This is a genomic window from Streptomyces sp. NPDC055962, assembly GCF_042270185.1.
Lineage (GTDB): Bacteria > Actinomycetota > Actinomycetes > Streptomycetales > Streptomycetaceae > Streptomyces.
This window is the reverse complement of sequence record NZ_JBHJYN010000004.1, coordinates 481,785-503,668: the sequence shown is the minus strand read 5'-3', so window position 1 is coordinate 503,668 and position 21,884 is coordinate 481,785. Positions and strand designations below refer to the sequence as shown.

General features: G+C 70.9%; 21 protein-coding genes and 2 pseudogenes. 13 read left to right on the top strand and 10 right to left on the bottom strand.

All coding sequences use genetic code 11. The annotated features are described in order from the left end of the window. Positions 1-13: 13 nt before the first annotated feature. The 4 genes from ACFC51_RS15885 to ACFC51_RS15870 all read left to right on the top strand — a co-directional run bounded on the left by ACFC51_RS15885 (position 14) and on the right by ACFC51_RS15870 (position 1,780). Positions 14-454 carry a helix-turn-helix domain-containing protein gene (locus ACFC51_RS15885; protein ID WP_376370107.1) on the top strand — a complete coding sequence of 147 codons (441 nt, stop codon included), beginning with the start codon at positions 14-16 and terminating at the stop codon, positions 452-454. A gap of 34 nt (positions 455-488) precedes the next feature. Next, the gene (locus ACFC51_RS15880) at positions 489-899 is read left to right on the top strand and encodes a VOC family protein (protein WP_376370106.1); all 411 of its coding nucleotides are present in this window, start codon (positions 489-491) and stop codon (positions 897-899) included. Positions 900-1,073: 174 nt separating this feature from the next. Then, complete coding sequence (locus ACFC51_RS15875; protein WP_376529144.1) at positions 1,074-1,559, top strand: DUF2975 domain-containing protein; 486 nt, start codon at positions 1,074-1,076, stop codon at positions 1,557-1,559. Next, the gene (locus ACFC51_RS15870) at positions 1,559-1,780 is read left to right on the top strand and encodes a helix-turn-helix domain-containing protein (RefSeq protein WP_376370102.1); all 222 of its coding nucleotides are present in this window, start codon (positions 1,559-1,561) and stop codon (positions 1,778-1,780) included. Before ACFC51_RS15875 ends, ACFC51_RS15870 begins: the two co-directional genes overlap by 1 nt. A gap of 76 nt (positions 1,781-1,856) precedes the next feature. Here the strand turns inward: ACFC51_RS15870 and asnB are convergent, their stop codons facing one another. Next, complete coding sequence (gene asnB, locus ACFC51_RS15865) at positions 1,857-3,431, bottom strand: asparagine synthase (glutamine-hydrolyzing) (RefSeq protein ID WP_376529142.1); 1,575 nt, start codon at positions 3,429-3,431, stop codon at positions 1,857-1,859. Between the two features lie 82 nt (positions 3,432-3,513). Between asnB and ACFC51_RS15860 the strand changes: the two genes are divergently transcribed. Both ACFC51_RS15860 and ACFC51_RS15855 read left to right on the top strand, forming a co-directional pair. Next, positions 3,514-4,275, top strand: a complete 762-nt coding sequence (locus tag ACFC51_RS15860) for an IclR family transcriptional regulator (RefSeq protein ID WP_376529140.1) — start codon at positions 3,514-3,516, stop codon at positions 4,273-4,275. Between the two features lie 183 nt (positions 4,276-4,458). Continuing rightward, positions 4,459-5,115, top strand: a complete 657-nt coding sequence (locus tag ACFC51_RS15855; RefSeq protein ID WP_376529137.1) for a YceI family protein — start codon at positions 4,459-4,461, stop codon at positions 5,113-5,115. Between the two features lie 7 nt (positions 5,116-5,122). Here the strand turns inward: ACFC51_RS15855 and ACFC51_RS15850 are convergent, their stop codons facing one another. Continuing rightward, positions 5,123-6,100: a GlxA family transcriptional regulator gene (locus ACFC51_RS15850; protein ID WP_376529134.1), complete on the bottom strand. Its 978-nt coding sequence runs from the start codon at positions 6,098-6,100 to the stop codon at positions 5,123-5,125. A gap of 71 nt (positions 6,101-6,171) precedes the next feature. Between ACFC51_RS15850 and ACFC51_RS15845 the strand changes: the two genes are divergently transcribed. Continuing rightward, a complete protein-coding gene (locus ACFC51_RS15845) occupies positions 6,172-7,476 on the top strand; it encodes an MFS transporter (protein WP_376529132.1) in 1,305 nt (434 codons plus the stop codon). Between the two features lie 45 nt (positions 7,477-7,521). Here ACFC51_RS15845 and ACFC51_RS15840 read toward each other — a convergent pair whose 3' ends face one another. The 3 genes from ACFC51_RS15840 to ACFC51_RS15830 form a co-directional block, all read right to left on the bottom strand. Next, positions 7,522-8,826: a hypothetical protein gene (locus tag ACFC51_RS15840; RefSeq protein ID WP_376529129.1), complete on the bottom strand. Its 1,305-nt coding sequence runs from the start codon at positions 8,824-8,826 to the stop codon at positions 7,522-7,524. A 90-nt stretch (positions 8,827-8,916) separates the two neighbouring features. Further along, the gene (locus tag ACFC51_RS15835; protein WP_376370092.1) at positions 8,917-9,207 is read right to left on the bottom strand and encodes a cupin domain-containing protein; all 291 of its coding nucleotides are present in this window, start codon (positions 9,205-9,207) and stop codon (positions 8,917-8,919) included. A 317-nt stretch (positions 9,208-9,524) separates the two neighbouring features. Further along, complete coding sequence (locus ACFC51_RS15830; protein ID WP_376529127.1) at positions 9,525-11,015, bottom strand: RICIN domain-containing protein; 1,491 nt, start codon at positions 11,013-11,015, stop codon at positions 9,525-9,527. Between the two features lie 892 nt (positions 11,016-11,907). Here ACFC51_RS15830 and ACFC51_RS15825 point away from each other — a divergent pair. Continuing rightward, complete coding sequence (locus tag ACFC51_RS15825; protein WP_376529243.1) at positions 11,908-12,429, top strand: hypothetical protein; 522 nt, start codon at positions 11,908-11,910, stop codon at positions 12,427-12,429. A gap of 183 nt (positions 12,430-12,612) precedes the next feature. Here ACFC51_RS15825 and ACFC51_RS15820 read toward each other — a convergent pair. Together ACFC51_RS15820 and ACFC51_RS15815 are read right to left on the bottom strand one after the other, a co-directional pair. Further along, positions 12,613-12,859: pseudogene (locus ACFC51_RS15820) on the bottom strand (IS5/IS1182 family transposase); the annotation flags it as partial. Between the two features lie 452 nt (positions 12,860-13,311). Then, positions 13,312-13,464, bottom strand: a complete 153-nt coding sequence (locus tag ACFC51_RS15815; RefSeq protein WP_376529124.1) for a hypothetical protein — start codon at positions 13,462-13,464, stop codon at positions 13,312-13,314. A 239-nt stretch (positions 13,465-13,703) separates the two neighbouring features. Between ACFC51_RS15815 and ACFC51_RS15810 the strand changes: the two genes are divergently transcribed. After that, the gene (locus tag ACFC51_RS15810) at positions 13,704-14,288 is read left to right on the top strand and encodes a S1 RNA-binding domain-containing protein (protein ID WP_376529118.1); all 585 of its coding nucleotides are present in this window, start codon (positions 13,704-13,706) and stop codon (positions 14,286-14,288) included. 31 nt (positions 14,289-14,319) lie between these two features. After that, a pseudogene (locus tag ACFC51_RS15805) lies at positions 14,320-15,251 on the top strand (IS5 family transposase). Positions 15,252-15,266: 15 nt separating this feature from the next. Here ACFC51_RS15805 and ACFC51_RS15800 read toward each other — a convergent pair. After that, positions 15,267-16,586, bottom strand: coding sequence for an aminotransferase class I/II-fold pyridoxal phosphate-dependent enzyme (locus ACFC51_RS15800; RefSeq protein ID WP_376529116.1), 1,320 nt, complete (start codon positions 16,584-16,586; stop codon positions 15,267-15,269). A 47-nt stretch (positions 16,587-16,633) separates the two neighbouring features. Between ACFC51_RS15800 and ACFC51_RS15795 the strand changes: the two genes are divergently transcribed. Beyond that, positions 16,634-17,977, top strand: coding sequence for an MFS transporter (locus ACFC51_RS15795; RefSeq protein ID WP_376529113.1), 1,344 nt, complete (start codon positions 16,634-16,636; stop codon positions 17,975-17,977). Between the two features lie 47 nt (positions 17,978-18,024). Here the strand turns inward: ACFC51_RS15795 and ACFC51_RS15790 are convergent, their stop codons facing one another. Next, positions 18,025-18,678, bottom strand: a complete 654-nt coding sequence (locus ACFC51_RS15790) for a hypothetical protein (RefSeq protein WP_376529110.1) — start codon at positions 18,676-18,678, stop codon at positions 18,025-18,027. A gap of 303 nt (positions 18,679-18,981) precedes the next feature. On the opposite strand from ACFC51_RS15790, the gene ACFC51_RS15785 reads away from it, so the two are divergent. Beyond that, positions 18,982-19,782: an SAM-dependent methyltransferase gene (locus tag ACFC51_RS15785; RefSeq protein WP_376370082.1), complete on the top strand. Its 801-nt coding sequence runs from the start codon at positions 18,982-18,984 to the stop codon at positions 19,780-19,782. A 105-nt stretch (positions 19,783-19,887) separates the two neighbouring features. On the opposite strand, the gene ACFC51_RS15780 is transcribed toward ACFC51_RS15785, so the two are convergent. Then, positions 19,888-20,907, bottom strand: coding sequence for an alpha/beta fold hydrolase (locus tag ACFC51_RS15780; RefSeq protein ID WP_376370081.1), 1,020 nt, complete (start codon positions 20,905-20,907; stop codon positions 19,888-19,890). A 346-nt stretch (positions 20,908-21,253) separates the two neighbouring features. On the opposite strand from ACFC51_RS15780, the gene ACFC51_RS15775 reads away from it, so the two are divergent. Continuing rightward, positions 21,254-21,730, top strand: coding sequence for a hemerythrin domain-containing protein (locus ACFC51_RS15775; RefSeq protein ID WP_376370079.1), 477 nt, complete (start codon positions 21,254-21,256; stop codon positions 21,728-21,730). Positions 21,731-21,884: the final 154 nt, after the last annotated feature.

Below are 21,884 nucleotides of genomic sequence, written 5' to 3'. Positions count from 1 at the left end.
TGGGATGGACGTCGTGAGCCGCACCGTGGAGGACGACAACCGCCGTATGCTCCGGGCGCGGGACGCTATGGACCGTGCGTACGCCCAGCCCCTGGACGTCCCGGCCCTGGCCCGGATCGCCCATGTGTCCCCGGCGCACTTCGCGCGCACCTTCCGGGCCACCTTCGGCGAGACACCGCACCGCTATCTGCAGCGGCGCCGTGTCGAGCGGGCGATGTTCCTGCTGCGGGAGAGCGACCACAGCGTCACGGACATCTGCCACGAGGTCGGCTTCGGCAGCACCGGCACCTTCAGCCGCACGTTCCGCGACATCGTGGGCCGGTCGCCGCGGACCTACCGCAAGGAGGCGGCGGTCGCGGACGTCCCCACCTGCTTCACGAAAGCCTGGACGCGACCGGGTGACCGACCCGCGGGCACCCGCCACGCCGGTGGCCGACCGAGCAGTTCTGGATAAGTTTCCGCCGGGCCGTCCGTCTAGCGTGAGACACATGTTCAACGCCATCACGCACTCACAGATCTACGTCCTCGACCAGGACGAAGCACTCGACTTCTACGTCGGCAAGCTCGGCCTGGAGGTCAACGCCGATGTCGACATGGGTTTCATGCGCTGGCTCACCGTCAGCGTCCCCGGCCACCCCGACCGCCAGGTCCTGCTGGAGAAGCCCGGCCCTCCGGCCCTGTCGGAGGAGACGGCGGAGCAGGTCCGCTCGCTGGTGACGAAGGGCGCGATGGGCGCCGCACTGATCCTCACCACGGACGACTGCCGCAGGACCTACGAGACGCTGAAGGCCCTGGGCGTCGAGTTCACGGACGAGCCGACGGAGCGCCCGTACGGCATCGACTGCGGCCTGCGCGACCCCTTCGGAAACCATCTCCGGTTCACCCAGCTGAAGGGCTGAAGGCCGGGGACGGAGACACCTGAGGACGGCGGCGGCAGGACACCGGCGCATACTCCCCGCCCGGGCGGTCCGCCACCGCCGCCGCCCTCCTCTCCTCCTCCTTTCCTTCCCGCGCCTTGCCTGGTCTATCGAGTTTCGATAGATTCATATCGTAAATCGATGGAAGGGTGAGTCGTGGGGAAACTGGCAGTGGGCGCGCTGCGCGCCGTTCTCGTGGTGGTGCTGACCGGCACCGTGTTCGTCCAGGCATCGATGGTGTGGGCGCTGGCCACCGACCCCGAACAGGGGTCCCTCCCGCTGACCCCGCTGCGCCTGGTCACGATCCTGGGCATGGTGTCGGTCCAGGTCGCCCTGGCCTGCGTGTGGCGGCTGGTGACGATGGTGCGGCGCGGAACCGTGTTCTCCCACGCCGCCTTCCGGTACGTGGACACCGTGATCGGCGCGATCGTGGCGGCCTCCCTCGTGTGGTTCACGGTCACGGCCCTGAACGCTCCGGGGCAGCGGGAGGACCCGGGCGTCACCGTCATCATGGGCGGGGTGGGCCTGGCCATTCTGGGTGTCGCGCTGCTCGTGCTCGTCATGCGGACGCTGCTGGTCCAGGCCGTCGCCCGCGACGTCGAGGCGTCCAGGATGCGGGCCGAGCTGGACGAGGTGATCTGATGCCGATCGCCGTCGACATCGACGTGATGCTGGCCAGGCGGAAGATGTCCGTGGGCGAGCTGGCCGACCGCGTCGGGATCACACCCGCCAACCTGGCGGTGCTCAAGAACGGCCGCGCCAAGGCGGTGCGCTTCGCGACGCTCGCCGCACTCTGCGAGGTGCTCGAGTGCCAGCCGGGCGACCTGCTGCGCTGGGAGTCCGAGGACGCCGTGGTCGGATGACGCACCCCGGGGCGGACGGCCACCCCCGGGGCGGACGGCCGCCCACGGGGCGTCGGCCCTCTCCCCCGGGACGCTCTCACACCGTCGCGAATCGTGTGAGCACAGCCTCGGGACGGACGCCGGGAAGGGCCTGCCGGAACGTACGGTAGTAGCCGAGCTCCTCCTTGCTGCGCAGTTCAGGTGCCCCGTCACCGCCCACGGCCGCGGCGAACTCCTCGTCCGTGATGCGACTGCTCCACAGCGGGCTGAGCAGGCTCTCCGCGCCGCTGCCCGTGCCGAACTGTTCCTTGCGGCGCCACAGCAGGTGTTCCGGCAGCCGCCCCGTGAAGGCGCGGCGCAGGTGTCCCTTCTCCATGCCGTCGTCCTCCAGCGCCTTCATGTGCGCGGGCAGGGACATGGCATGGGCCATGACGTCGTGGTCCAGGAAGGGCACGCGGGCCTCCAGGCCGTGGGCCATGGTCACCCGGTCGCACCGCTGGAGGTTGAGGCCGTGCAGCGCCGCCACCGTACGCCGGAGCTCCGTGTCCAGGTCCTCGGGCGCGGTGTGCCGCTCGTGGTAGTAGCCGTAGCCGGCGAAGAGTTCGTCCGCGCCCTCGCCGGTCAGCACCACCTTGACGTGCCGCGAGGCCAGTGCGGACAGGAACCAGTTGGGCACGGCGCTGCGAATGAGGCTGGCGTCGAAGGACTCCACGCAGGTGACCACGTCGTCGAGCACCTCGCGCGCCGCCTCGGCGTCCAGGACCGCCTCGTGGTGATCGGTCCCCAGGAAGGCGGCGGTCTCGCGCGCGGCGAGCAGATCCGGCGAGTCCGCGGTGCCGACGGAGAACGTCTTCAGCGTGCGCCCCTGCCGGGCGTACTCCTCGGCGGCGACGGCGGCGACGACGCCCGAGTCGAGGCCGCCCGAGAGGAAGACGCCGACCTCGACGTCGGCCATCAGGTGCCGGCGCACGGAGTCCGCGACGGACTCGAATGTCGCCTTCTCGGCTGCTTCCCGGGGCGCGGCGCTCCGGTACGTCGCCTCCGCCCTCCGTGCGGGCGCCGGCACCGCCTGGGCGAAGCGGTGGAGGCCGTCCTGCGGGGACCACCAGTGGCCGGGCGGGAAGATCTCGGCGCGCGGCTGCACCTCGGGCGGGAAGGCACGCAGTTCCGAGGCGAAGTACGAGGCGGTGTCCGTGCGCGCCCAGTACAGCGGCTTGATGCCGACGGCGTCGCGGGCGGCGACGAAGCGTCCGCCGGGCGTGGCGGCACACAGGGCCCACATGCCGCGGAGCCGGTGCAGGCCCTGGGGGCCGTCGGTGCGCAGGACGGCGAGGGCGGCGGCGGAGTCCGAGGAGGAACCGAAGGCGCCGGCGGGCATCTCGGCGCGCAGGGCCCGATAGTTGTAGATCTCGCCGTTGCAGACGAGTGACCAGTCGTCGCCGGCGTCCGCACCGCCCAGGGGCTGGTGCCCGCCGTCGAGGTCGACGATGGAGAGGCGGCGGTGCCCGAGCCAGGTGTGGTCCCCCACCGTGCGCGTCCCGCTGTCGTCGGGACCGCGATGGGCCAGCCGGGCGAGCATGTCTTCCACCACGGCAGGCACGTCGGCCGATGTACCGGCACGCTCGGTGCCGAGGTCCTGGTGGGGGCTGTGTACTGCTGCGATTCCGCACATGCCGACGACGGTAGAACGGGACCGTGCATGGTGGACAATCGGAGTTGCTGCATACGCACGTCACCGTGGCATCGTGGGGGGCATGACGAGCGAGAGCCTGAGCAGTGTGCACCGTGCGCTGGACGTCCTGCGCACCCTCGGAGAGGGCCCCATGGGCGTCCAGGAGGTGGCCCGGGCGGTGGGCCGGGAGAAGTCGCAGGTGTCCCGGACCCTGAAGGTCCTGGCGCAGGAGGGGTTCCTCGAACGGGATCCGGACAGCCTGCGCTATCGCATCGGCTGGCAGCTGCTGGCTCTGGCCGCGTCGGCGGGCGAGGAGCGCCTGCAGCGCGAGGCCCCGCATGTCCTGCGCGAACTGGTGCACCAGGTGGGCGAGCCCGCGTACCTGACGGTGCTGTCCGGGCACAGCGCGGTGACGGTGCTGACCGAGCGGACCTCACGGACGCTCCAGGCCCAGGAGTGGATCGGCCGCACCTCACCGCTGAACTGCACCTCCGCCGGACGCGCCCTGCTCTTCGGACTCCCCGACGACCAGGTCAGGACACTGCTGCCCACAGAGGAAGGGGCACGCCTGCCGGGCACGGATGCCGCGCCGCGGGACGTGCCGGCCCTGCTCGAGCGACTGCGTACGGAGCGGGCCCGCGGCTACGCGGTGGCGGCCGAGGAAAGGGAGCCGGGCCTGATCGCGGTGGCCGCCCCGGTGCACGGCCACAGGGGCGACGTCGTCGCGGCGCTCAACGTGTCGGCACCGGTCTTCCGGCTGCCACCGGGGGCGGTGCCCGGGGTGGTGGACGCGGTGGTGACCGCGTCGCACCGCCTGTCGGCCCGGCTCAACGGGGCGGAATGACGAGCATGTCGCCCCGTGTGCCTGGTTCCGGGCGGACGGGGCGCCCCGGCAGCGGCGCACTCGTTGTCTGCGTCACTACCGCCGCACCGCGCCTGTCTCATCTTGTGAAAGTCTGATCATGAATGTTCGGGTTCCTTGATCAGCTCTTGCGAGCGCGACTTACCTCAGAGTAACTAACTGTTCATGAACCTCTTCAGCCGCAGCTCCCTGCTCCGCCGTCCGGAGTCCCGTCCGGAGGACTCGATCCCCGCCCCGGCGGCCGCAGGTACCGCGGTTCTGCCTGATCCGCGCCTGGCGGCTCTCACCGGGGAGTGGATGATCGACCCCGCGCACAGCAGGATCGGCTTCTCCGTGCGGCACGCCATGGTGACGACGGTGCGCGGCGCGTTCCTGGAGTACGAGAGCCGTCTCTACTTCGACGGGCGGGACCCGGCACGCTCCCGGGCCGAGATCTCGCTCGCCTCGGGGAGTGTCGACACCGGCGTCGAGCAGCGTGACGCGCACGTGGTCGGCCGCGACTTCCTCAATGCCGCGAAGCACCCGCGCATCAGCTTCGTGAGCTCCGCCGTGCAGCTCATCGGCAAGGACGTCTACCGTATGACCGGCGGCCTCACCATCAGGGGCATCACCAACCCCGTGGTCCTGGACCTCACCTACATCGGCTACGTCACCGACCCGTTCGGCTACGAGCGCGTCGGGTTCGACGGGACCACCACCATCAACCGCTCCGACTGGGGCCTGACCTACAACGCCCGGCTGGCCGAGGGCGGCGCCATGGTGAGTGAGCGGCTCCGCCTCCAGTTCGACATCGCCGCCATCCGCACCCCCGGCTCCGTCTGACTTCACATCAGCCGGCCGCGCCCCTGAACGTGCGGCGGTACGCACGCGGTGAGACCCCCAGCGCCGCGTGGAAGTGCTGGCGCAGCGCCGTGCCGGTCCCGAAGCCTGAGTCGGCGGCGATCCTGTCCACCGGAAGGTCCGTACGCTCGAGCAACTGGCGTGCCCGGTCGACCCGTTGCTGGGCGATCCACTGCATGGGCGTGAGCCCGGCCTCCTGACGGAACCGCCGGTTGAACGTACGGACGCTCATCGACGCCCGGCCCGCCAACTCGGCCAGCTGAAGGGGCCGGTGCAGGTTCGAGAGGGCGAACTGCCGCGCCGGCCCGGTCGAGCACTGCCCCGGCGGGGTGACCGGGCGCTCGATGTACTGCGCCTGACCACCCTCCCTGTGCGGCGGCACCACCGTCCCGCGGGCGACCGTGTTGGCGATCTCCGCACCGTGGTCGGTGCGGATCATGTGGAGACAGAGGTCGATGCCCGAGGCCACCCCTGCTGAGGTGAGGACCCCTCGGTCGTCGGTGTACAGCACGTCGGCGTCCACCTCGACCTCGGGGTAGAGGGCGGCGAACTCCGCGCACGACTTCCAGTGCGTCGTGGCCCGTCGCCCGGTGAGCAGCCCCGCCGCCGCCAGGACGAACGAGCCGGTACAGATCGACGCGACACGTGCGGCCGCGGGGACACGGGCCAGCGCCTCGGACACGTCGGCGCCGATCCGCCCGCGTTCCTGCGGCCCGTAATCCTCCTGCGCGGCGGGCACGACGACGGTGTCCGCGCGGTCCAACGCCTCGGGGCCGAGTGCCACGTTGATGGTGAAGTCGGTGTCCGTCGGGACGACTCCGGGCCGCGGCGTGCAGGTGAGGACGTCGTACAAGGGATCACCGGACTCCGAGACCGCCTGCCCGAAGAGCCGGTGCACGATGCCCAGTTCCATGGGCAGCAGTCCCGGGCGCACGAGCAGGACCACCTGATGTCTGTCTTCCGCCATGGCCAGATTCTTGCAGAAGCAGTCCTTCTCGCCAGTGGTCGCCGTACGCGGACCCGCAGACGATCAGAGCCATGGATCTCGTACCTGTCGCACCGTCGCGTACCGACCGCTTCGGCCACCGCGCCTGGTGGGTCGCGGGAGCCGCGCTGCTCGCCGTCGTCGTGGCGGGAGCCTTCTCGACCCTCCCCGGCCTGCTCACCGGTCCCCTTCACGAGGAATTCGCCTGGTCCCGCGGATCGATCGGCCTCGCCGCCTCGGTCAACATGGTCCTCTACGGACTCACCGCCCCGTTCGCCGCCGCACTCATGGACCGCTTCGGGATACGGCGGGTCGTCGTGGCCGCGCTCCTGGTCATCGCGTCGGGGGCCGCCCTCACCACCGTCATGACCACGGCCTGGCAGTTCACCCTCTACTGGGGCCTGCTCGTCGGCCTCGGCACCGGCTCCATGGCCACGGCCTTCGGCGCCACCATCACCCAGCGCTGGTTCGTGCGCCGGCGCGGTCTGGTCACCGGCATCATCGCCTCCGGCAGCGTCTTCGGACAGATGGTGTTCCTTCCGGCCCTCTCCTGGACCGTGGACCACCACGGCTGGCGCCCGTCCCTCGTCAGCCTGGTCCTCGCCGCGTGTGCCACGGCGCCGCTCCTGTGGCTCGCACTGCGGGACCACCCCGCCGACGTCGGCCTCGAACCCTACGGTGCCGAGCGGCACGTGCCGAAGCCCCCGCCCGCCGAGGGCGCGGGCCGCAGGGCGGTGGCGGTGCTGCTCGCCTCGGCGCGCACCGGCCCGTTCCAGCTGACCGCCGGCGCGTTCGCCATCTGCGGGGCCTCCACCAACGGCATCATGTGGACCCACTTCACCCCGGCCGCCCATGATCACGGCATGCCCGCCACCACCGCGTCGTCCCTGCTCGCCGCGATCGGGTTCTTCAACGTGATCGGCACCGTCGTCTCGGGATGGGCCACCGACCGGACCGACCCCCGCCGGCTGCTCGCCGTGTTCTTCGCCCTGCGCGGACTGCTCCTGCTGTGCCTGCCCCTGCTGATGAGCGCCACGGTCCGGCCGCCGATGCTGGCCTTCGTCGTCGCTTTCGGCCTGCTCGACCTCGCCACCGTCCCACCGGTCATCGCGCTGTGCCGGGAGTTCTACGGGGAGGACGGCGCGATCGTCTTCGGCTGGGTCGGCGCGGCCCATCAGATCGGTGCCGCCCTGGCCGCGTACGGAGGGGGAGCCGCCCGGGACGCCTTCGGTACGTACACACCCGTCTGGACGGTGCTGGGCGCGCTGTGCGCGGCGGCGGCCATGCTGTCGCTGCTGGTACGGCGCTCGCGCTCCTCCCCCGACGAACGGTCCGCCGTTCCGGCCGGATCACGTTGAGGACATCCGGAAGTCCCCGAGGGCCGTGCGCCCGCCCTGCGGTCGTCAACGGGTGTGGGCCGGTCGAGGACCTCCGCCGAAGGCCACCAGAGCCGCGCGTGCCGCAGGGTGGACGCCTGGCGGAAAGCACCGGTCGGACGACAGCGCCGCTTCGAGTAGAGGCGCCGCGGCGCGGGCCGGGGCGCCGATCCGGGCGATGTACCTGACCGCTGCACGGCAGGCATCGTCGGCGTCACCCGACCTCAGAGGTTCCAGGGCCGCCAGCAGGACCGGGACAGCCGCGTGCGCGTCGCCGGTGATCCGCCACCAGGCATGAGCGGCCTGGACCCGGGTCCACGGGCCGGGCGAGTCCAGCAACGGCCGTACGGCGGTCGCGTACCGCATCGCCTGCGGCCCGAGCTCCGCCAGCCGGCCGAGGTCGGCGTACCCGAGGCGGCCCCGGGGCGTCACGTCGTCCAGGAAGGCCAGGAAGACCTTCGGTTCACCGGTGATCCGCCAATGGGCCCACGCCGCGTTCTGGGCACCGTGCCATTGCCGTCTGCCCTTCGGTGCCCGGGTGCCGCCGTCGTGGCGCGGCGGCTGCCTGACGCCGCGGACGAAGCTTTCGAGGGTGCTCGCCGCAGGTTCTGCCGCCGCGCCGATGCTGCCGAGCACGTCGCAGACCCATCGCACGTTGCGGGTGGCGAGGCCCGGCACCAGCTCGGGAACCGCCGCGCTCGCGGCGGGGCCCCACGCGGCCAGTGCGGTGAGGACCGGACGCAGTCCCTCGTCATCCGCCGAGTCGACGAGCGTGCGGCGGATCCCGGGGAGCAGCTCGTCGGATCGTTTCACCAGCGGCTGAAGGACCTCCCCGAGCGAAGTCACCTGGAAATAGGGGAGGTCGCCGCTCGACGCCAGCCACCGGTGCACCGGCTCCAGAACTCCCGGGTGATCGAGGCGGGCAAGAGCGAGGGCCGCCGGTCCGGCGACCGGGTCGCAGGACTCGCCGGCGGCCACGACGAGTGCAGGAACAGCCGAGGTGATGTCCTGCGTGGAGTCTGCCGACACGAGCCGTGCCAGCGCCATCGCCGCGTCGCCTCCGCCATGGGGTTCCCGGGACTCCAGGCACCGCGCCAGGCCCGCCACCAACTCCGGCCGGGGCGTACGCCATCGCCGCAGAATGTCCGAGGCTACCGAGACCGCTCCCTCGATCGGCCCGGAACGCCCCGAGTCGAAGCCTCGCAGGGCGAGCGCGATCGCGTGGTCCACGTGCTCGTGCAGGTCCAGCCGCAGATCCTTCGGACCCACACCGGCATCCGCGAGCAGTCGGCGCACCCCGACGCTGTGTACTGTCCCCACCCCGAGCGTCACGATCGGCAGGCTACAGGCGGCGGTCTTCCCGCCAGCACCACGGGTCGGGCGCAGGACTGACGGCTACGGGAGCTTGAACTCGGCTGACGGCTAAGGGAGCTTGAACTCGATCTCGACGAAGGCGAGCGGCGCAGTTCCGGCGTTGACGACTTCGTGCGCGCCACCGGCCGGGCGTGCGTAGGACTCCCCGGCGCGGAGGTGCGAGGAGGTGACCGTTCCGTCCGGAGTGATCACGTCGGTGCGGCCGTCGGTGACCGGGACGACCACGTAGGCGTATGCGTGGACGTGATGGCCGGTGCTGTCCCCGGGCTCGAAGTCCCAGCGCGTGACGCGCACCCGCTCGTCCTCGATCTGCTTGCTCGCCCGCGCCGTGGTCGTCATGGCTTTCCTCTCGTGTCGGTCGCCGCTCCCGCAGCGACAACGTCCCAGGTCGAAGGCTAGTGGTACTCCGTGCGTTTCTGCGTCCGGGGCTGCGGTGCGGCCGGCTCCCCGATGCATTCCGTTCACCCGGCGTGACGGAGACGGCGCAGGGGGCCGGCCCGGCGGCGAAGCCAGCGGCGTGGTCCGTGGCCCGTACTGCCGTCCTCGCCCTGCTGTCCTCGCCCGAGGTGATCGAGCCGCGCAGCGACAGGCCGTGCGGTGGGGAGGCGGCCAGGAGGAAGCAGCTCCCCGGCCCGGTCCGGGGGCGGTCCTGCTCCTCACCAGCTTGCCGGCAGACTGCCGAGGAACGGGGCGAGCCGGTCGGCGATCAGCCGGTCGTCCTGAGCCGAGGTGTGCATCTCACATCCGAGGAAGTCCAGGCCCGCCTGATCGAGATGCCAGTAGTGGACCCCGCTGTCGCCGGCGTCGTTGCACGCCTCGACCACCTGACGCACATGCTCGGCGTCTCCGTCGAAGCCGACGGCAACGAGGGCGGCGTCCGCACCGTAGCGCGTCCGCAGTGTCCGGAGGAACTCGCCGTAGGCGGTGCGGTAGGCGGTCGCGAGACTGCCGGGCGTCCACGGTTCACCGGGGGTGAGATCGGAGAAGTCGTTGGCCCCGAGGTTGACCACCACGATCTGGGGGCGCCAGGTCCCCGGGTTCTGCCAGACGTCGCCGTCCACGTTCAGCAGTGCGCGATCGTAGTAGGTCCGGTACGTGAGCTCCGGGCAGATACCTGCGACGTTGCGCACCATGCCGAGGCCGGAGAGTCCGTTGATCTGGTAGTCGGCGCCCAACTGCCGCGCGGCGAGGGCGCTGTAGCTCACGTCGGTGTTGGTGTTCCGCTTGACCTGCTCAGGATCGCAGTCGCGGGTGCCCGAGACATTGCCGTAGCCCACGGTGAGGGAATCCCCGATGAACTCGATCTGCCGGGCCCGGGGCTCCGGCTTGCTCAGTACGGCGCCTCCCGGCGCGGCGACGAAGCCTCCGAACGTGCTGGTGTCCCCCGGCGTCTCGTTCCGCTTGACGACCCGGACCGTGTGCTCGCCGTCCCCCAGCCCGTTGATCCAGTGCGTGGTGTCACCTGGTGTGACCAGGGTGGCGATGGTGGCCCCGTCGACCTGGACGTCGTAGTCGGCGGCCGCGCAGTCGAGCACCACCCCGAGGCCGGTCCCGCGGAAGCGTCCCTCGAAGTACACCCCGGGCCAGCTGAACTGCAGCGTCGCGCCGAGGTCCTTGACCCTCCCCGCGGTGTGGACCTGCTCCGACACGCTCGACACGGGGACCAGTCGCCACTGCTGGCCGACCCCGCCCCTGTCGGTGGACTGCACCACCTTGGCACCGTCCGTGGTGGCGGCGTTCCGGACCTCGACGGCCTTGCCGCTGTTGCGGTTGATCAGACGGACGCGGCCGTCCGCCGAACCCTCCAGCCGGAACTGCTGGTTCGAGCCGCTGGTGTCACCCCACTGCACGATGTCCGCGTGGTCGGCGTCGGACCAGCCGTGGACGTCGAGCACCTTGCCCGAGTGCTGGGCCTTGAGCCGGTAGTAGCCATCGCCCGAATCGACGAACTGGAACCGCTGATGGGCGCCACCGTTGCGGGTCCACTGCTGAACGGCGCCGCCCTCGGCCGTACTTGCCCCGGATATGTCCAGCGCCTTGCCGCTGCCCTGGTTGATCAGCTCGTACCACGAACCCACGTCCACCGCGTCGAGCGCCGCCGGGCGCCCCGCTCGCACCGGCTTCGTGTTCCTGTCTCTGCAAGTCATCGGCGTGCCATCTCTCCGGCTCTGTGGCCCCTCCATCAGAGGTCACGGCCGAAAGTCCGACACCGCACCCCCGAGTGTCAATCGGTTAAGAGAACGCCGCAGCTCAACAGACCATCATCGGGCTCGACTTGTGGAGCCCTCACGAGTCACGGCACACATCAGCCCGCCTCGAACGGTTCCGGCGCCGCCGCCACCCGCTTCGACGAACTCGGCGGCCGCTGCCGCGCCGGCCTTCCGCTCACGTCGCTCATCCTCTGGCTCCGCGCGTGCGACTCGGCGCTTCGGTTGACGGGGTACGCCAGCCGAAGCGCTGAGCCGGATACGCCACGAGCTGTGGTGCAGGTGGCCGGTGTCGGTCCCGACGGCATCGACCAGTGTGCGCTGCCCCATTCCTCCAGCGTGGTCAGGGAGGTGTGTGTGGCATGCAGTGCGAGGACGTCCGCGCGGCACCCGATCGTGTTGAACCAGTCGAACACTGCGGCCATTTCCTGGCCGTGAGCGCGGATGTACTCCACCGGTCGAGACGCGAAGCGCACCAGGCGTCCGGCGGCGCGGGCGAAGACCTCGGCGATCTGCGGGCCGGTGAGTTCGTCCCTGGCAATCGCGATGGTTCGGCCCAGGTGGTCTGCCGGGGGCGTCGAAGGCGTCGGCCGCCAGGGTCGCGATGCCGTACGGGGTGATCATCTGCAGTCGGGTCCGCCGAGCGCCATGCTGAGCACGAGCTCTCCATCGACCCACTGCGGGCCAAGGTGCTCGACGTTGGTGCTGCAGCGAAGCCCGCGGGGGAGGCCTACTTGTGGGCTCCAGTGCCACAGCCGAGACTGAATCCGCCTTTTGCAGGCCGTCAGGGATGGGGGGTGAAGCCGTGACGAGTGGCGTTCAACTCTCGGCATTGATCGGTGTACTGGTCGGTGCTGCGGCCTCGTACGTGGTAACGGCGCTGGCTGAACGGACCCGTTGGAGACGTCAGACAGCTGCACGTTGGGACGAACGCAGGCTGATCGCATACGCCGACTACGCCCAGTCGATCAAGGCGATCGTAACGCTGGCGCACCGCCTCGCAGCGTTTCGGGGACTCAATCCGGACGCGAAGCCCCTCCCGCCCACGGAGGCCAATCTCGCACTACTCGATGAAGCGGAGGAGCGACGCAGTTCGTGTCTGGAGGGGGTTCGCCTTCTGACCGACTCGGCCACCCTCACCGCAGTGCGGGAACTCAACCACTGCGTGTGGCATCTGGTGGCCGTGTCGGGCAGTCAGGACGCCCTCCCACGGGACTGGGATGCTGCCTTCGTCCAGTACAGGCGAGCCCGTGACGAGTATCACCGCAATGCTCGACGCATGCTGGGTATTGCTGGGGTCGCGGTGTCACATGATCAGACGTGGCCGCCCCGCTGGCGGCAAGGCCCCGCATGACAAACAGCCTCGTCGCTGAAGAAGGCTCATTCGGCTGAATGAGAAGTCGCCGATGACAGTGCGGGCGACGCTGAGGAAGGCGAGATAGCGGTCGGTCTTGCGCTCACACCGTCGGCCCCAACGCCACGGTTCCCCAGCCGTCGGTCGTGCCAGTGCTCGGCCTGCACCTCTATGGCCCCGATCACGTCGACGGAGGTAGGCCCGGATCGCGCGGAGCGATTGGGCCTTGTCGGCCGGGACCACGTCCGGTGGGATCCGAGGTCGGCCGATCGGCCCGTAACCGGGCCATGAACCGACGGAACGCGGATGCGCCCCCGGTCTGGCCGGGCGTGAGCACGAACGCCACGGGGCGGCAGCGGCTGTCGGCGGCGAGGTGGATCTTCGTGGTCAGTCCGCCGCGGGACCGTCCGAGGGCACGGTCGTGAGGCTCGCCGGCGTGCGGGCACATCAGCACGCGGCCGGCGCCCGCACCGATCCGCTGCCTCCAGGATCAAAGGGGCTGCGGGGATGGAACACCAGGACGAGACGCCGTGACAAGGTCTCATCGCCCGCCTGCTGGAGGCGAGGGCCTGGGCCGCCCGTGCGGCGGGTTCACCAGCAAGCTCCACCTGAGCGGATGACCGCCGCCGACCGCTGTCTCTGATCGTCACTCCAGGTCAGCGGGCAGACTATACCCGGTTCAAGCTGGCCTCGGAGAAGATCCGGGTGCCCAGATCCGGCCTGGGCAGGCCGCGCAAAAGGCGCAACACCGTCGAGCAGGCGATCAGATCAACCGTCTGACGCAGTCCCGCGCGGTCGCGACTCGCTAGGGCAAGCGCGGTCACGACGTCCTCGGCACTGCCACCGCCGCGGCCGTCGCGATCCGGCTCCGAACAGGAACCGTTACGCGACCCAGCAGTAGACGCTCTGGTTCCGGCGCCGGGCGCTGCTGACGAGAGCAGCCGGATCACCCACGATCGCGTCGGCAATCTCCGTGTCGATGATCTCGGCGTCCTCCGCACGCAGCTGGGTCCACGATGCGGCGACAACGCTCAAACTGGAGGGCGTGGCGTCCGCGGGTGCAGCGGACAGGCACGGTGAGAGCGCGAAGACGACGCAACCGTCGTTGTCCTGGCCGGCGACGATGCGAGGCTCACCGGCTTCGACAAGGTCCCCGAAGCTGACACCGGCTAGGACTTGTCCGGCCGATCATGGTTCCGGTTGCTGGGGCACGGCAAGGCTTCCGTCTGTCGAGGTCATGGTCGGCCGGCGAAGTCGTGTGCCAGGGTGACGGTATGGACTGGCAGTCAGAGAGCCCGGAGCTCTGGGCATTTTTGGAGACCTTGCACCGCGGCGACATCCTGTCTGGCACCGTTGCGGCGATCGAGCGGTTCGGGGTCTTCGTGGCCCTGGACGACGGGCCTGCCCACCCGCTCTTCCCCGGTGTCGGGTTCATCGTCATCCCCGAACTGTCCTGGCGGTACATCGACGCCCCCACTGATGTCGTTCACGTAGGCCAGCGTGTCTCGTGCGAGTTCCTCCAGTTCGACACCTACAACGCGGAGGCCAGACTGTCCTTGAAGGCGCTGGAGCCCGACCCCCTGCGGACTTTCGCCGACTGTACGCCGGTGGGTCAGGAAATGCGCGGGACAGTGAAGAAGACAGTTCCCATCGGCGTCTTCGTCGAGCTCGGAGACGGGGTCGTCGGGCTGATCCCCTCCAAAGAGATCGACGGTCGGCCCGCGGTGAGTCCGGTGGAAGACTTCGAGGCCGGAGAGGAGATCACCGTCATCGTCAGGGAAATCGACCTGCCGACCCGCCGAATCTTCCTTTCCAGGCCGAAGAACGCCCAGCACGAAGCTGTCGTGCCGGCCAGGTGACGGCCAGCGTGCTCCAGCCGTTGATGCGGGCATGGGGCGGGGTGATCTGAGTGATGCCGAGTGGGAACTGCTACGGCCGTTCCTGCCGGTCAGCAACGGGCGTTGCGGCAGGTGGCGAGATCACCGGCAGGTGATCGATGGGATCCTGCACCGGGTGCGGACTTGAGTGCAGTGGCGTGACCTGCCCGAACGGTTCGGTCCATGGAAGACCGTCTATGAACGCCACCGCCTGTGGTCGGCGGACGGTACCTGGGAACGCCTCCTCCAGCAGGTCCAGGCCGCGGCCGACGCCGCAGGCGAGATCGACTGGGACATCTCGGTCGACTCCACCATCGTGCGGGCGCATCAGCATGCGGCGGGCGCTCGCACCGACCCACCGCCGGCGCCCGGCTCAAAGGGGGCCGAAGAGACAGAACATCAGGGCGAAGCGCCGTGGCGGAGTCTGCACACCCGCCTGGTGGAGGTGGTGCTGTAGGCGAGGGCCTGGGCCGCTCGCGCGGCGGGTTCACCAGCAAGCTTCACCTGAGCGCGGACGGCCGCTGCCGTCCGCTGTCCCTGATCGTCACACCAGGTCAGCGAGCTGACTGCACCCAGTTCATCGTGGTGCTGGAGAAGATCCGAGTGCCCAGACCGGGCCTGGGGCGACCGCGCAAGAAGCCCGACAGCCTTGCGGCCGACAGGGCCTACAGCAACGGCCCCGTCCGCGAGTACCTGCGACGGCGGGGCATCCGCCACACGATTCCGGGGAAGAGTGACAGCCAGGCCGCCCGCCTGCGCAAAGGCGCACGCGGTGGACGGCCGCCCAGCTTTGACGAGGAACGCTACAAGAAGCGCAACACCGTCGAGCGGGCGATCAACCGCATGAAGCAGTTCCGGGCGGTCGCCACTCGCTATGACAAGCGCGGTTACGTCTTCCTCGGCACCGCCACCGCGGCGACCGTCGCGATTTGGCTCCGCACATGACCGGCCGGACAAGCCCTAGCCGCCGTAGACCGCCTGCGAGTCGGCCAGCACGTCCGCGAAGTCCCGGGCGAACCGGACGGCCTCGGCCGGTGTGAGGGTCGCGGTGGTGATGCGTACCGCGGAGGGGGAGGCGATGCGGAAGCGCGTTCCGGCCGCGATCCACCAGCCCCTGGTGCGCAGTCCGTTGACGACCGTCGACTCGTCCCGGACGGGCACCCACAGGTTGAGGCCGCTCACCCCGCAGGAGGGGATGCCGTGCCCCTCCAGCGCCGCGCCGAGGGCTTCGCGGCGGATGGTGTACGTACGGGAGGCACCGGCCACCAGCCGGGTCACCGCCGGGTCGGTCAGGAGGTCCGCGACGGTCGCCTGGAGGATGTGGCTCACCCACCCCGACGTCAGCAGCATCCGCCCGTCGTGGCGCGCGAGGGTGGCGGGGTCGCAGGCGAGGGCGGCCCAGCGCAGGTCGATCCCGAGGTGCTTGGACACCGTACGCACATGGGCCCAGCGGGCCAGTCCGCCGGACGCGAGGCTCACCGCGTCCGCGCCGGCGATGTCCGCGTTGTGGTCGTCCTCCACGACCAGGACTTCGGGGAAGTCGCGGAGCACCGAGAGGAGTTGGTCCCTGCGTCCGGGGGTGAACCGGGCGCCGAACGGGCTCTGGCCGCGCGGGCTGCACACCAGGGCCCGGGCCCCCGCGCGCAGTGCGGTGCGCAGCGCCTCCGGGCGGATGCCGTCGTCGTCGACCGTCACGGGAAGCATGCGCAGGCCCAGCGCCGGCACCAGGTCGAGCAGATGGTGGAAGCCGGGGTCCTCCACGGCCACGGCGTCGCCGGGCCTGAGTTCGGTGGACAGCAGTCTGGCGATGCAGTCCAGGGCACCGTGGGCGAAGGTCACCGACCCGGTCGGTACGCCGTCACGGGCGAACCAGGCGCGGGCTGCGTCCTCCAGCCGGCCCAGCCTCGGCGAGGCACGGTGCGATCCGGGCACGGGTTCCACCCGGGCGGGCGGGGCCAGCACCGGGAGGCAGGCAGGGTCGGGGTGACCGCCCGCCAGGTCGCGCAGCCCCGAGGGCACCCGGGGAGGGCGTCGTGAGGTGACGGCGGGAGCGGACGCCACCACCGTGCCGCCGCGGCCCAGGGTCACCACCACACCCCGCCCACGGAGCTCCTTGTACGCCGCCGCGACCGTCCCGGCACTGACCCCCAGCCCCTCGGCGAGCCGCCTCACCGGGGGCAGCGAGGCGCCCGGCCCCAACGTGCCGTCGGCCACGCGGCTTTCGACGGACGCGGAAATCTCCCTGGCCGTGCCGCCCGCGATCCCATATTGTTCTGCCACAGATCAAAGTTTGTACCGATACAAAAGACCTGTCAAGGGGGAATCCGATGGAACCGACTCCGAGCCGCCTGCCCTTCGTCCGGCGCCTTGCCGTCCCGGGAGGCCGCGACGGGCGGCGCATGCTGGTCGTCGCCGTCATCGACAAGGTGGGCACCGGACTCTGGAGCGGGGCGGCGACGCTCTACTTCCACTACGTCGCCCACCTGTCCATCGGTCAGATCGGGTTGCTCATGGGGCTGTCGGGCATTCTCGGCATAGCCGGGCCCCCGCTGGCGGGGCGGCTCGCCGACCGTTTCCCCGTGACCCGCGTCCTGGTCGCCGCGCAACTGGCGCGCGGCGCGGCCCTCCTGGCCCTGCTCACGACGAACGACTACGTCCTGCTCGTGCTGTTCTCCGCCCTGGCATCACTTCCGGACCGGGCTTCGAGCGTGCTGACCAAGCTGTTCGCCGCACGCGTCGCGGGCCCGCACCGCATCCGCTACCAGGCGATCCAGCGTACGGCGGTGAACATCGGCTGGGCGGTGGGCGCGGCCGGAGCCGCTGCCGCGCTCACCGTGGGGACCACGGCCTCCTACCAGGTCCTCCTGCTCGCCAACGTGGCCTCCTACCTGGTCATCGGGGTCCTGACCCTGCGGTGCGCCGAGCCGCCGTCCCCCAGCAGGATCGTCACCGGCCCCGGCGTCCCCCCGCCCCGCGCAGGGGCGGCGACCCCGTGGCGGGACCGTCGCTACCTCGCGTTCACGGGGTCGGAGATCTGGCTGTTCCTGGACGACAGCATCCTCCAGGTCGGCATCCCCCTGTGGATCGTCCATGCCACCGCCGCACCGGTCGGGCTGGCACCGCTGGTCCTCGTCCTCAACAGCGTGCTGGTGGTCGCGCTCCAAGTCCCCCTGTCCCGGTTCGCGGCGACGACGGCGGCCGCGCGACGTCTGCTCGTCCCGATCGGTGCCGCCTTCCTGACGGGAGGGATGGCACTCGCGGCCTCGGCCGGCGGCGGCCCGTGGTTCGCCACCGCCGCGGTCCTGCTCGCGGCCGTCGCCTTCACGCTCGCCGAGATCCTGCACTCCCTGTCGTCCTGGGAGCTCTCCATCGCCCTCGCTCCCGCTGAGGCCCAGGGTGCCTACGTCGGTGTGCACGGCCTCGCCCAGTCGGCGCAGCGCAGCCTCGGCCCCGTCGTCGTGGGCATCGCCGTGAGCGCCGGACCGTTCGCCTGGCCGGTGCTCGGCGCCGCGCTGGTTGCGGCCTGCCTGGCGCAGCACCGACTGGTCGGGCCGGCGGACGCGCGGCCGGCGCCCGCGCCCGGGGGCACGGGTACGCCGAAGCCCCCGCCCGCGGCCCGACCCGGCCGGCCTCCCGCCCCGTCGCCGCCGAACCGTGCGCAGGGAAGCTGATGCCGGCCGGGCCACGGCAAGGACACCAGCCCGCCACAGCGAGCGGCTCAGTCGGCGTAGGCGGACTCCAGGATGTCCTCCGCCGCCGGGGCCCGCAGGCCCAACGGCTCGTCGAACGCACTGAACGTGGTGGTGCTCCGGAAGTCGGTTCCCTTGTAGACGACCCGGAGGAGGTACGGCTTGCCCTCCGTGGCGACGTAGAAGGTGTACATGCCCTTCGTCTCGCCCTTGCCGGCCTCGTCGGCCACCTTCAGGGCGAGAGCCGGGCGGCCCTCGACCTCGGTCCTCTCACCCTTCTTCGCCGTCCCGAACGCGGTGAACGGCCAGGTGCAGTCGACCAGCCCGTCTCCCGGCTCCGCTTGGTCCGCCGAGGTCTTGATCCAGCGATGCTGGTCCTCGGTGGCCTTGTGGCCCGACCACCGCTGGAGGTATACGCGGTCCGGGCGCACGTAGTCGGTGCGGTCGATCCGGATCTGCTCGAGGCTGCCCCCGGCGGTCCAGGTGATCTTGTTGGTGCACCGGCCCTTGAGATCGGTGGTCAGCCTGCTGGAGAAGCTGCCGCCGGCGGTCCCGGTGGTCGACGCCGCGACGGTCACCGTCTTCAGCGTGCCCATCGCCTCGTGCGCCTCGTCCAGCAACTCATCCGCGGAGAATGCCCGCTCCTGCCCTCCACCCGTGCACCCGGTGACAGCCGTTCCCATCAACAGGCTTGCCAGTATCGCCGTCGCGGCAGTCGATATCGCGCGCACATCGCCCCCAGATCATCAGCGGTTCAGAGTACGGCACCCACGCCACGCAGGCCGGGGCACCCGGCCAGCACACCGGCCGCCGTCCACCGTCCACCGAGGCTCGTGACCGGCGGCCTCGGTACCGGTTCCGTGGCCGGGCGCACCAAGTGGTACACGGACAGGGGCCACTGATAGACGATCAGCGGCAGATCACCGGGGTAACGTGGCCGAACACGAGTCCGACCGGGCCGTCTTGGCCGCACGAGGTGACGAACCATGAACGCATACCCGCTGCCCACACCCCATCCCGCGACTGCGCATCCCGCCCGCGTCTACAACGTCTGGCTGGGCGGCAAGGACCACTACCCGGTGGACCAGGAGGCGGCTGAGCTCGCCGCCAAGGCGAACCCGACCATCGTGCCGTCGGTCCGGGCCAACCGGGCCTTCCTCGGCCGGGCGGTGCGTCATCTCGCGGCGGCCGGGATCCGCCAGTTCCTCGACATCGGCACGGGCATCCCCGCTGCGGACAACACGCACGAGGTGGCACAGCAGGCGGCACCCGAGTCGCGCGTCGTGTACGTCGACAACGACCCCATCGTGCTCACCCACGCCCGTGCCCTGCTGGTCAGCGGACCCGAGGGGCAGACCGACTACGTACAGGCCGACGCCCGGGACGTGGACGCGATTCTGGACGCGGCGTCGCGCACGCTGGACCTGAGCAGGCCGGTCGGCCTGATGCTCGTGGCGATCCTCCAGTACATCAAGGACGCCGAGGACCCGTGGGACATCACCCGCCGCCTGCTGGACCGCCTCGCGCCGGGCAGCTACCTCGTCCTGTCCCACCCGGCCGCCGACGTCACCGCTCCCGAGGTCGCGGAGTCGATGCGGATCTACAACGAGCGGGCCGCCAGCAACGCCTCGGCGACCCCGCGCACGCAGAAGGAGGTCGAGCGCTTCTGCGAGGGCCTGGAGATCCTGGAACCGGGCGTGGTCACCCTGACGCGCTGGCACCCCGGCCCGTCCGACGCCCCGGACGACACCCTGCCCATGTGGTGCGCGGTCGCCCGTAAGGCGTAGCCGGCACCTCCGGTCGGGACGCACGCCCGAGCGGGATCCCGGCGAGTGGGACGCCCCCTCCAGGGAGGGCGCCTGCTCGCCGAGTATCCCGCCTTCCCTCACCCCTCACGTCGCGCTGCGCTCGCTCGCCTCTCTCAGGTCGCGGTCCACCGCCCGGTCGAACGCCGGGTCCGGTGTGCCGTCCTTGCTTCCCGGGCGGCCGGCGCGGAGGAATTCGCGCCACCGTTCCTGGCTCCAGTCGGCGGGGGCCGTGGTGCTCATGAAGTCCTCGACCAGGTCGCGGAAGCGCACGGGGTCGGTGTGGAAGGGGAAGTGGCCGGCGCCTTCGAAGATCTCCAGGCGGCTGCCGGGCATGGCCGCGTGGGCGCCGTAGGCGTGGTCCACGGGGACGACACTGTCCCGTGAACCCCAGAGCAGGAGGGTGGGCATGCCCTGCGCCAGGTAGCAGCGGTCCAGCATCGTGACGACCTGGCCGCGCCAGTCGACCACCGCCCTCAGCGTGCTGATGAAGGCGCTGCGGGAGGTGGCGTCGGGCAGGGCGTCCACGAGGTCGATCAGTTCACCCGCGTCCTGGCCGAGGTCGGTGTCCAGAAGTCTGATCAGCCGGGTGAAGAGGCCGACCTGGCTGCGCATGCCGGGCAGGCGCAGTGCGGAGAGCATCAGATCCGCGCCGGGCAGGGACACCGCCCGCAGCACGGGGTTCACCTCCCTGCCCACGCCTCCCGCGCTGACGAGGATCAGCCGGTCGGTGCGCTCGGGGTACTGATACGCGAACTGCATGGCCACGCCGCCACCGAGCGAGTGGCCGACCAGGGTGGCGCGTTCGATACCCAGGACGCCCAGCAGGTCGCGGATGCCGTTCGCGTACGCGGCAACCGAGTAGTCGGCGCGGGGCTTGTCCGACGCGCCGTGTCCGAGGAGGTCCGGGGCGATCACGGTGTGGTGGCGGGCCAGCTCGGGGATGAGCTCGGTCCACGTCGCCGAGGAGTCACCGATGCCGTGGATGAGCAGGATGACGGGCCCCTTCCCCGCCATCCGGTAGGCACGGCGATAGCCGTGGATGATCCGGTGGGAGAGCCCCACGCTGTGCTCGGCCTGTCGTCCGCGTACAGGTGCGCCGGCCACGGCACCGCCTCCGTCTGCTGCTCCGACGATTCCCGAGCGAGGGTAGGAAGCTCCCGCGCCGAGCGGATTACCGGGACGTTTCAGGCGGCGCCCGGGTGAGATCCGAGGTGGCCATCCGCTGCCCCGGCATTCGTAGCACGCGTGTGACGGTCCCTCCGGCAGACGCGCCCGGTGAGCGCTGCGGCACCACCTGGGCGGGCAACGCCCCCTCGTCCGGGACGTTTTCGTGCACGCCCGTCACCGCCTCCGCGGTGCGTCGACCGGCTCGGGCGCCCTGCTTCCGCATCCCTGCGGCACGATCACCGCTTCTCGATGGATATGCCGCGTATCCGGTTACGGTGGCGCCATGTGCCATTACTGCGGCTGCCGCGAGATCCCACTGATCAGGGAGTTCATCGCCGAGCACGAGGCCGTGACGGACACCGCGGGGGACGCTCTGCGGGCCCTCGACCACGGTGATCCCGGGCTCGGCGCACAGTTGGTCGCGCGGATGGGGCGGGACCTCCTCTCCCACTGGCGGGGCGAGGAGGAAGGGCTCTTCGCGGTGATGGGCGGAGACCCGGAGTACGCCGGGTACATCGCCGCCCTGGTACGGGAGCACCGCGAGCTCGCCGCGTTCCTCGACCGGGTCGATCTGGGCCGCGCCGAGGACGCCGCACGGTTCCGGGAGGCCGTGGACGAACTGCACCGGCACATCGCCAAGGAGGAGGACGGCCTCTTCCCCGCCTCGCTCACCGCGCTCTCCGGGGACGAATGGGACCGCTCGATGGCGGCGTGGCGGTCAGCGCATCCGGATACGCCCGGCGGCCCGGGCATCCCGTGAGGTGGTGCGGCGGGACGCACGAGCACCGGGGGCCATCCGTTCCGTACGGGCGGCACGCTTCCGTTCCGAACGGGCGGCTCGTCCCCTCCGTACGGTGGAGGCCCCCGGTGTGCACGCCCACCCGCCACGACCCTGCTGACCCCCAGGGGCCCCT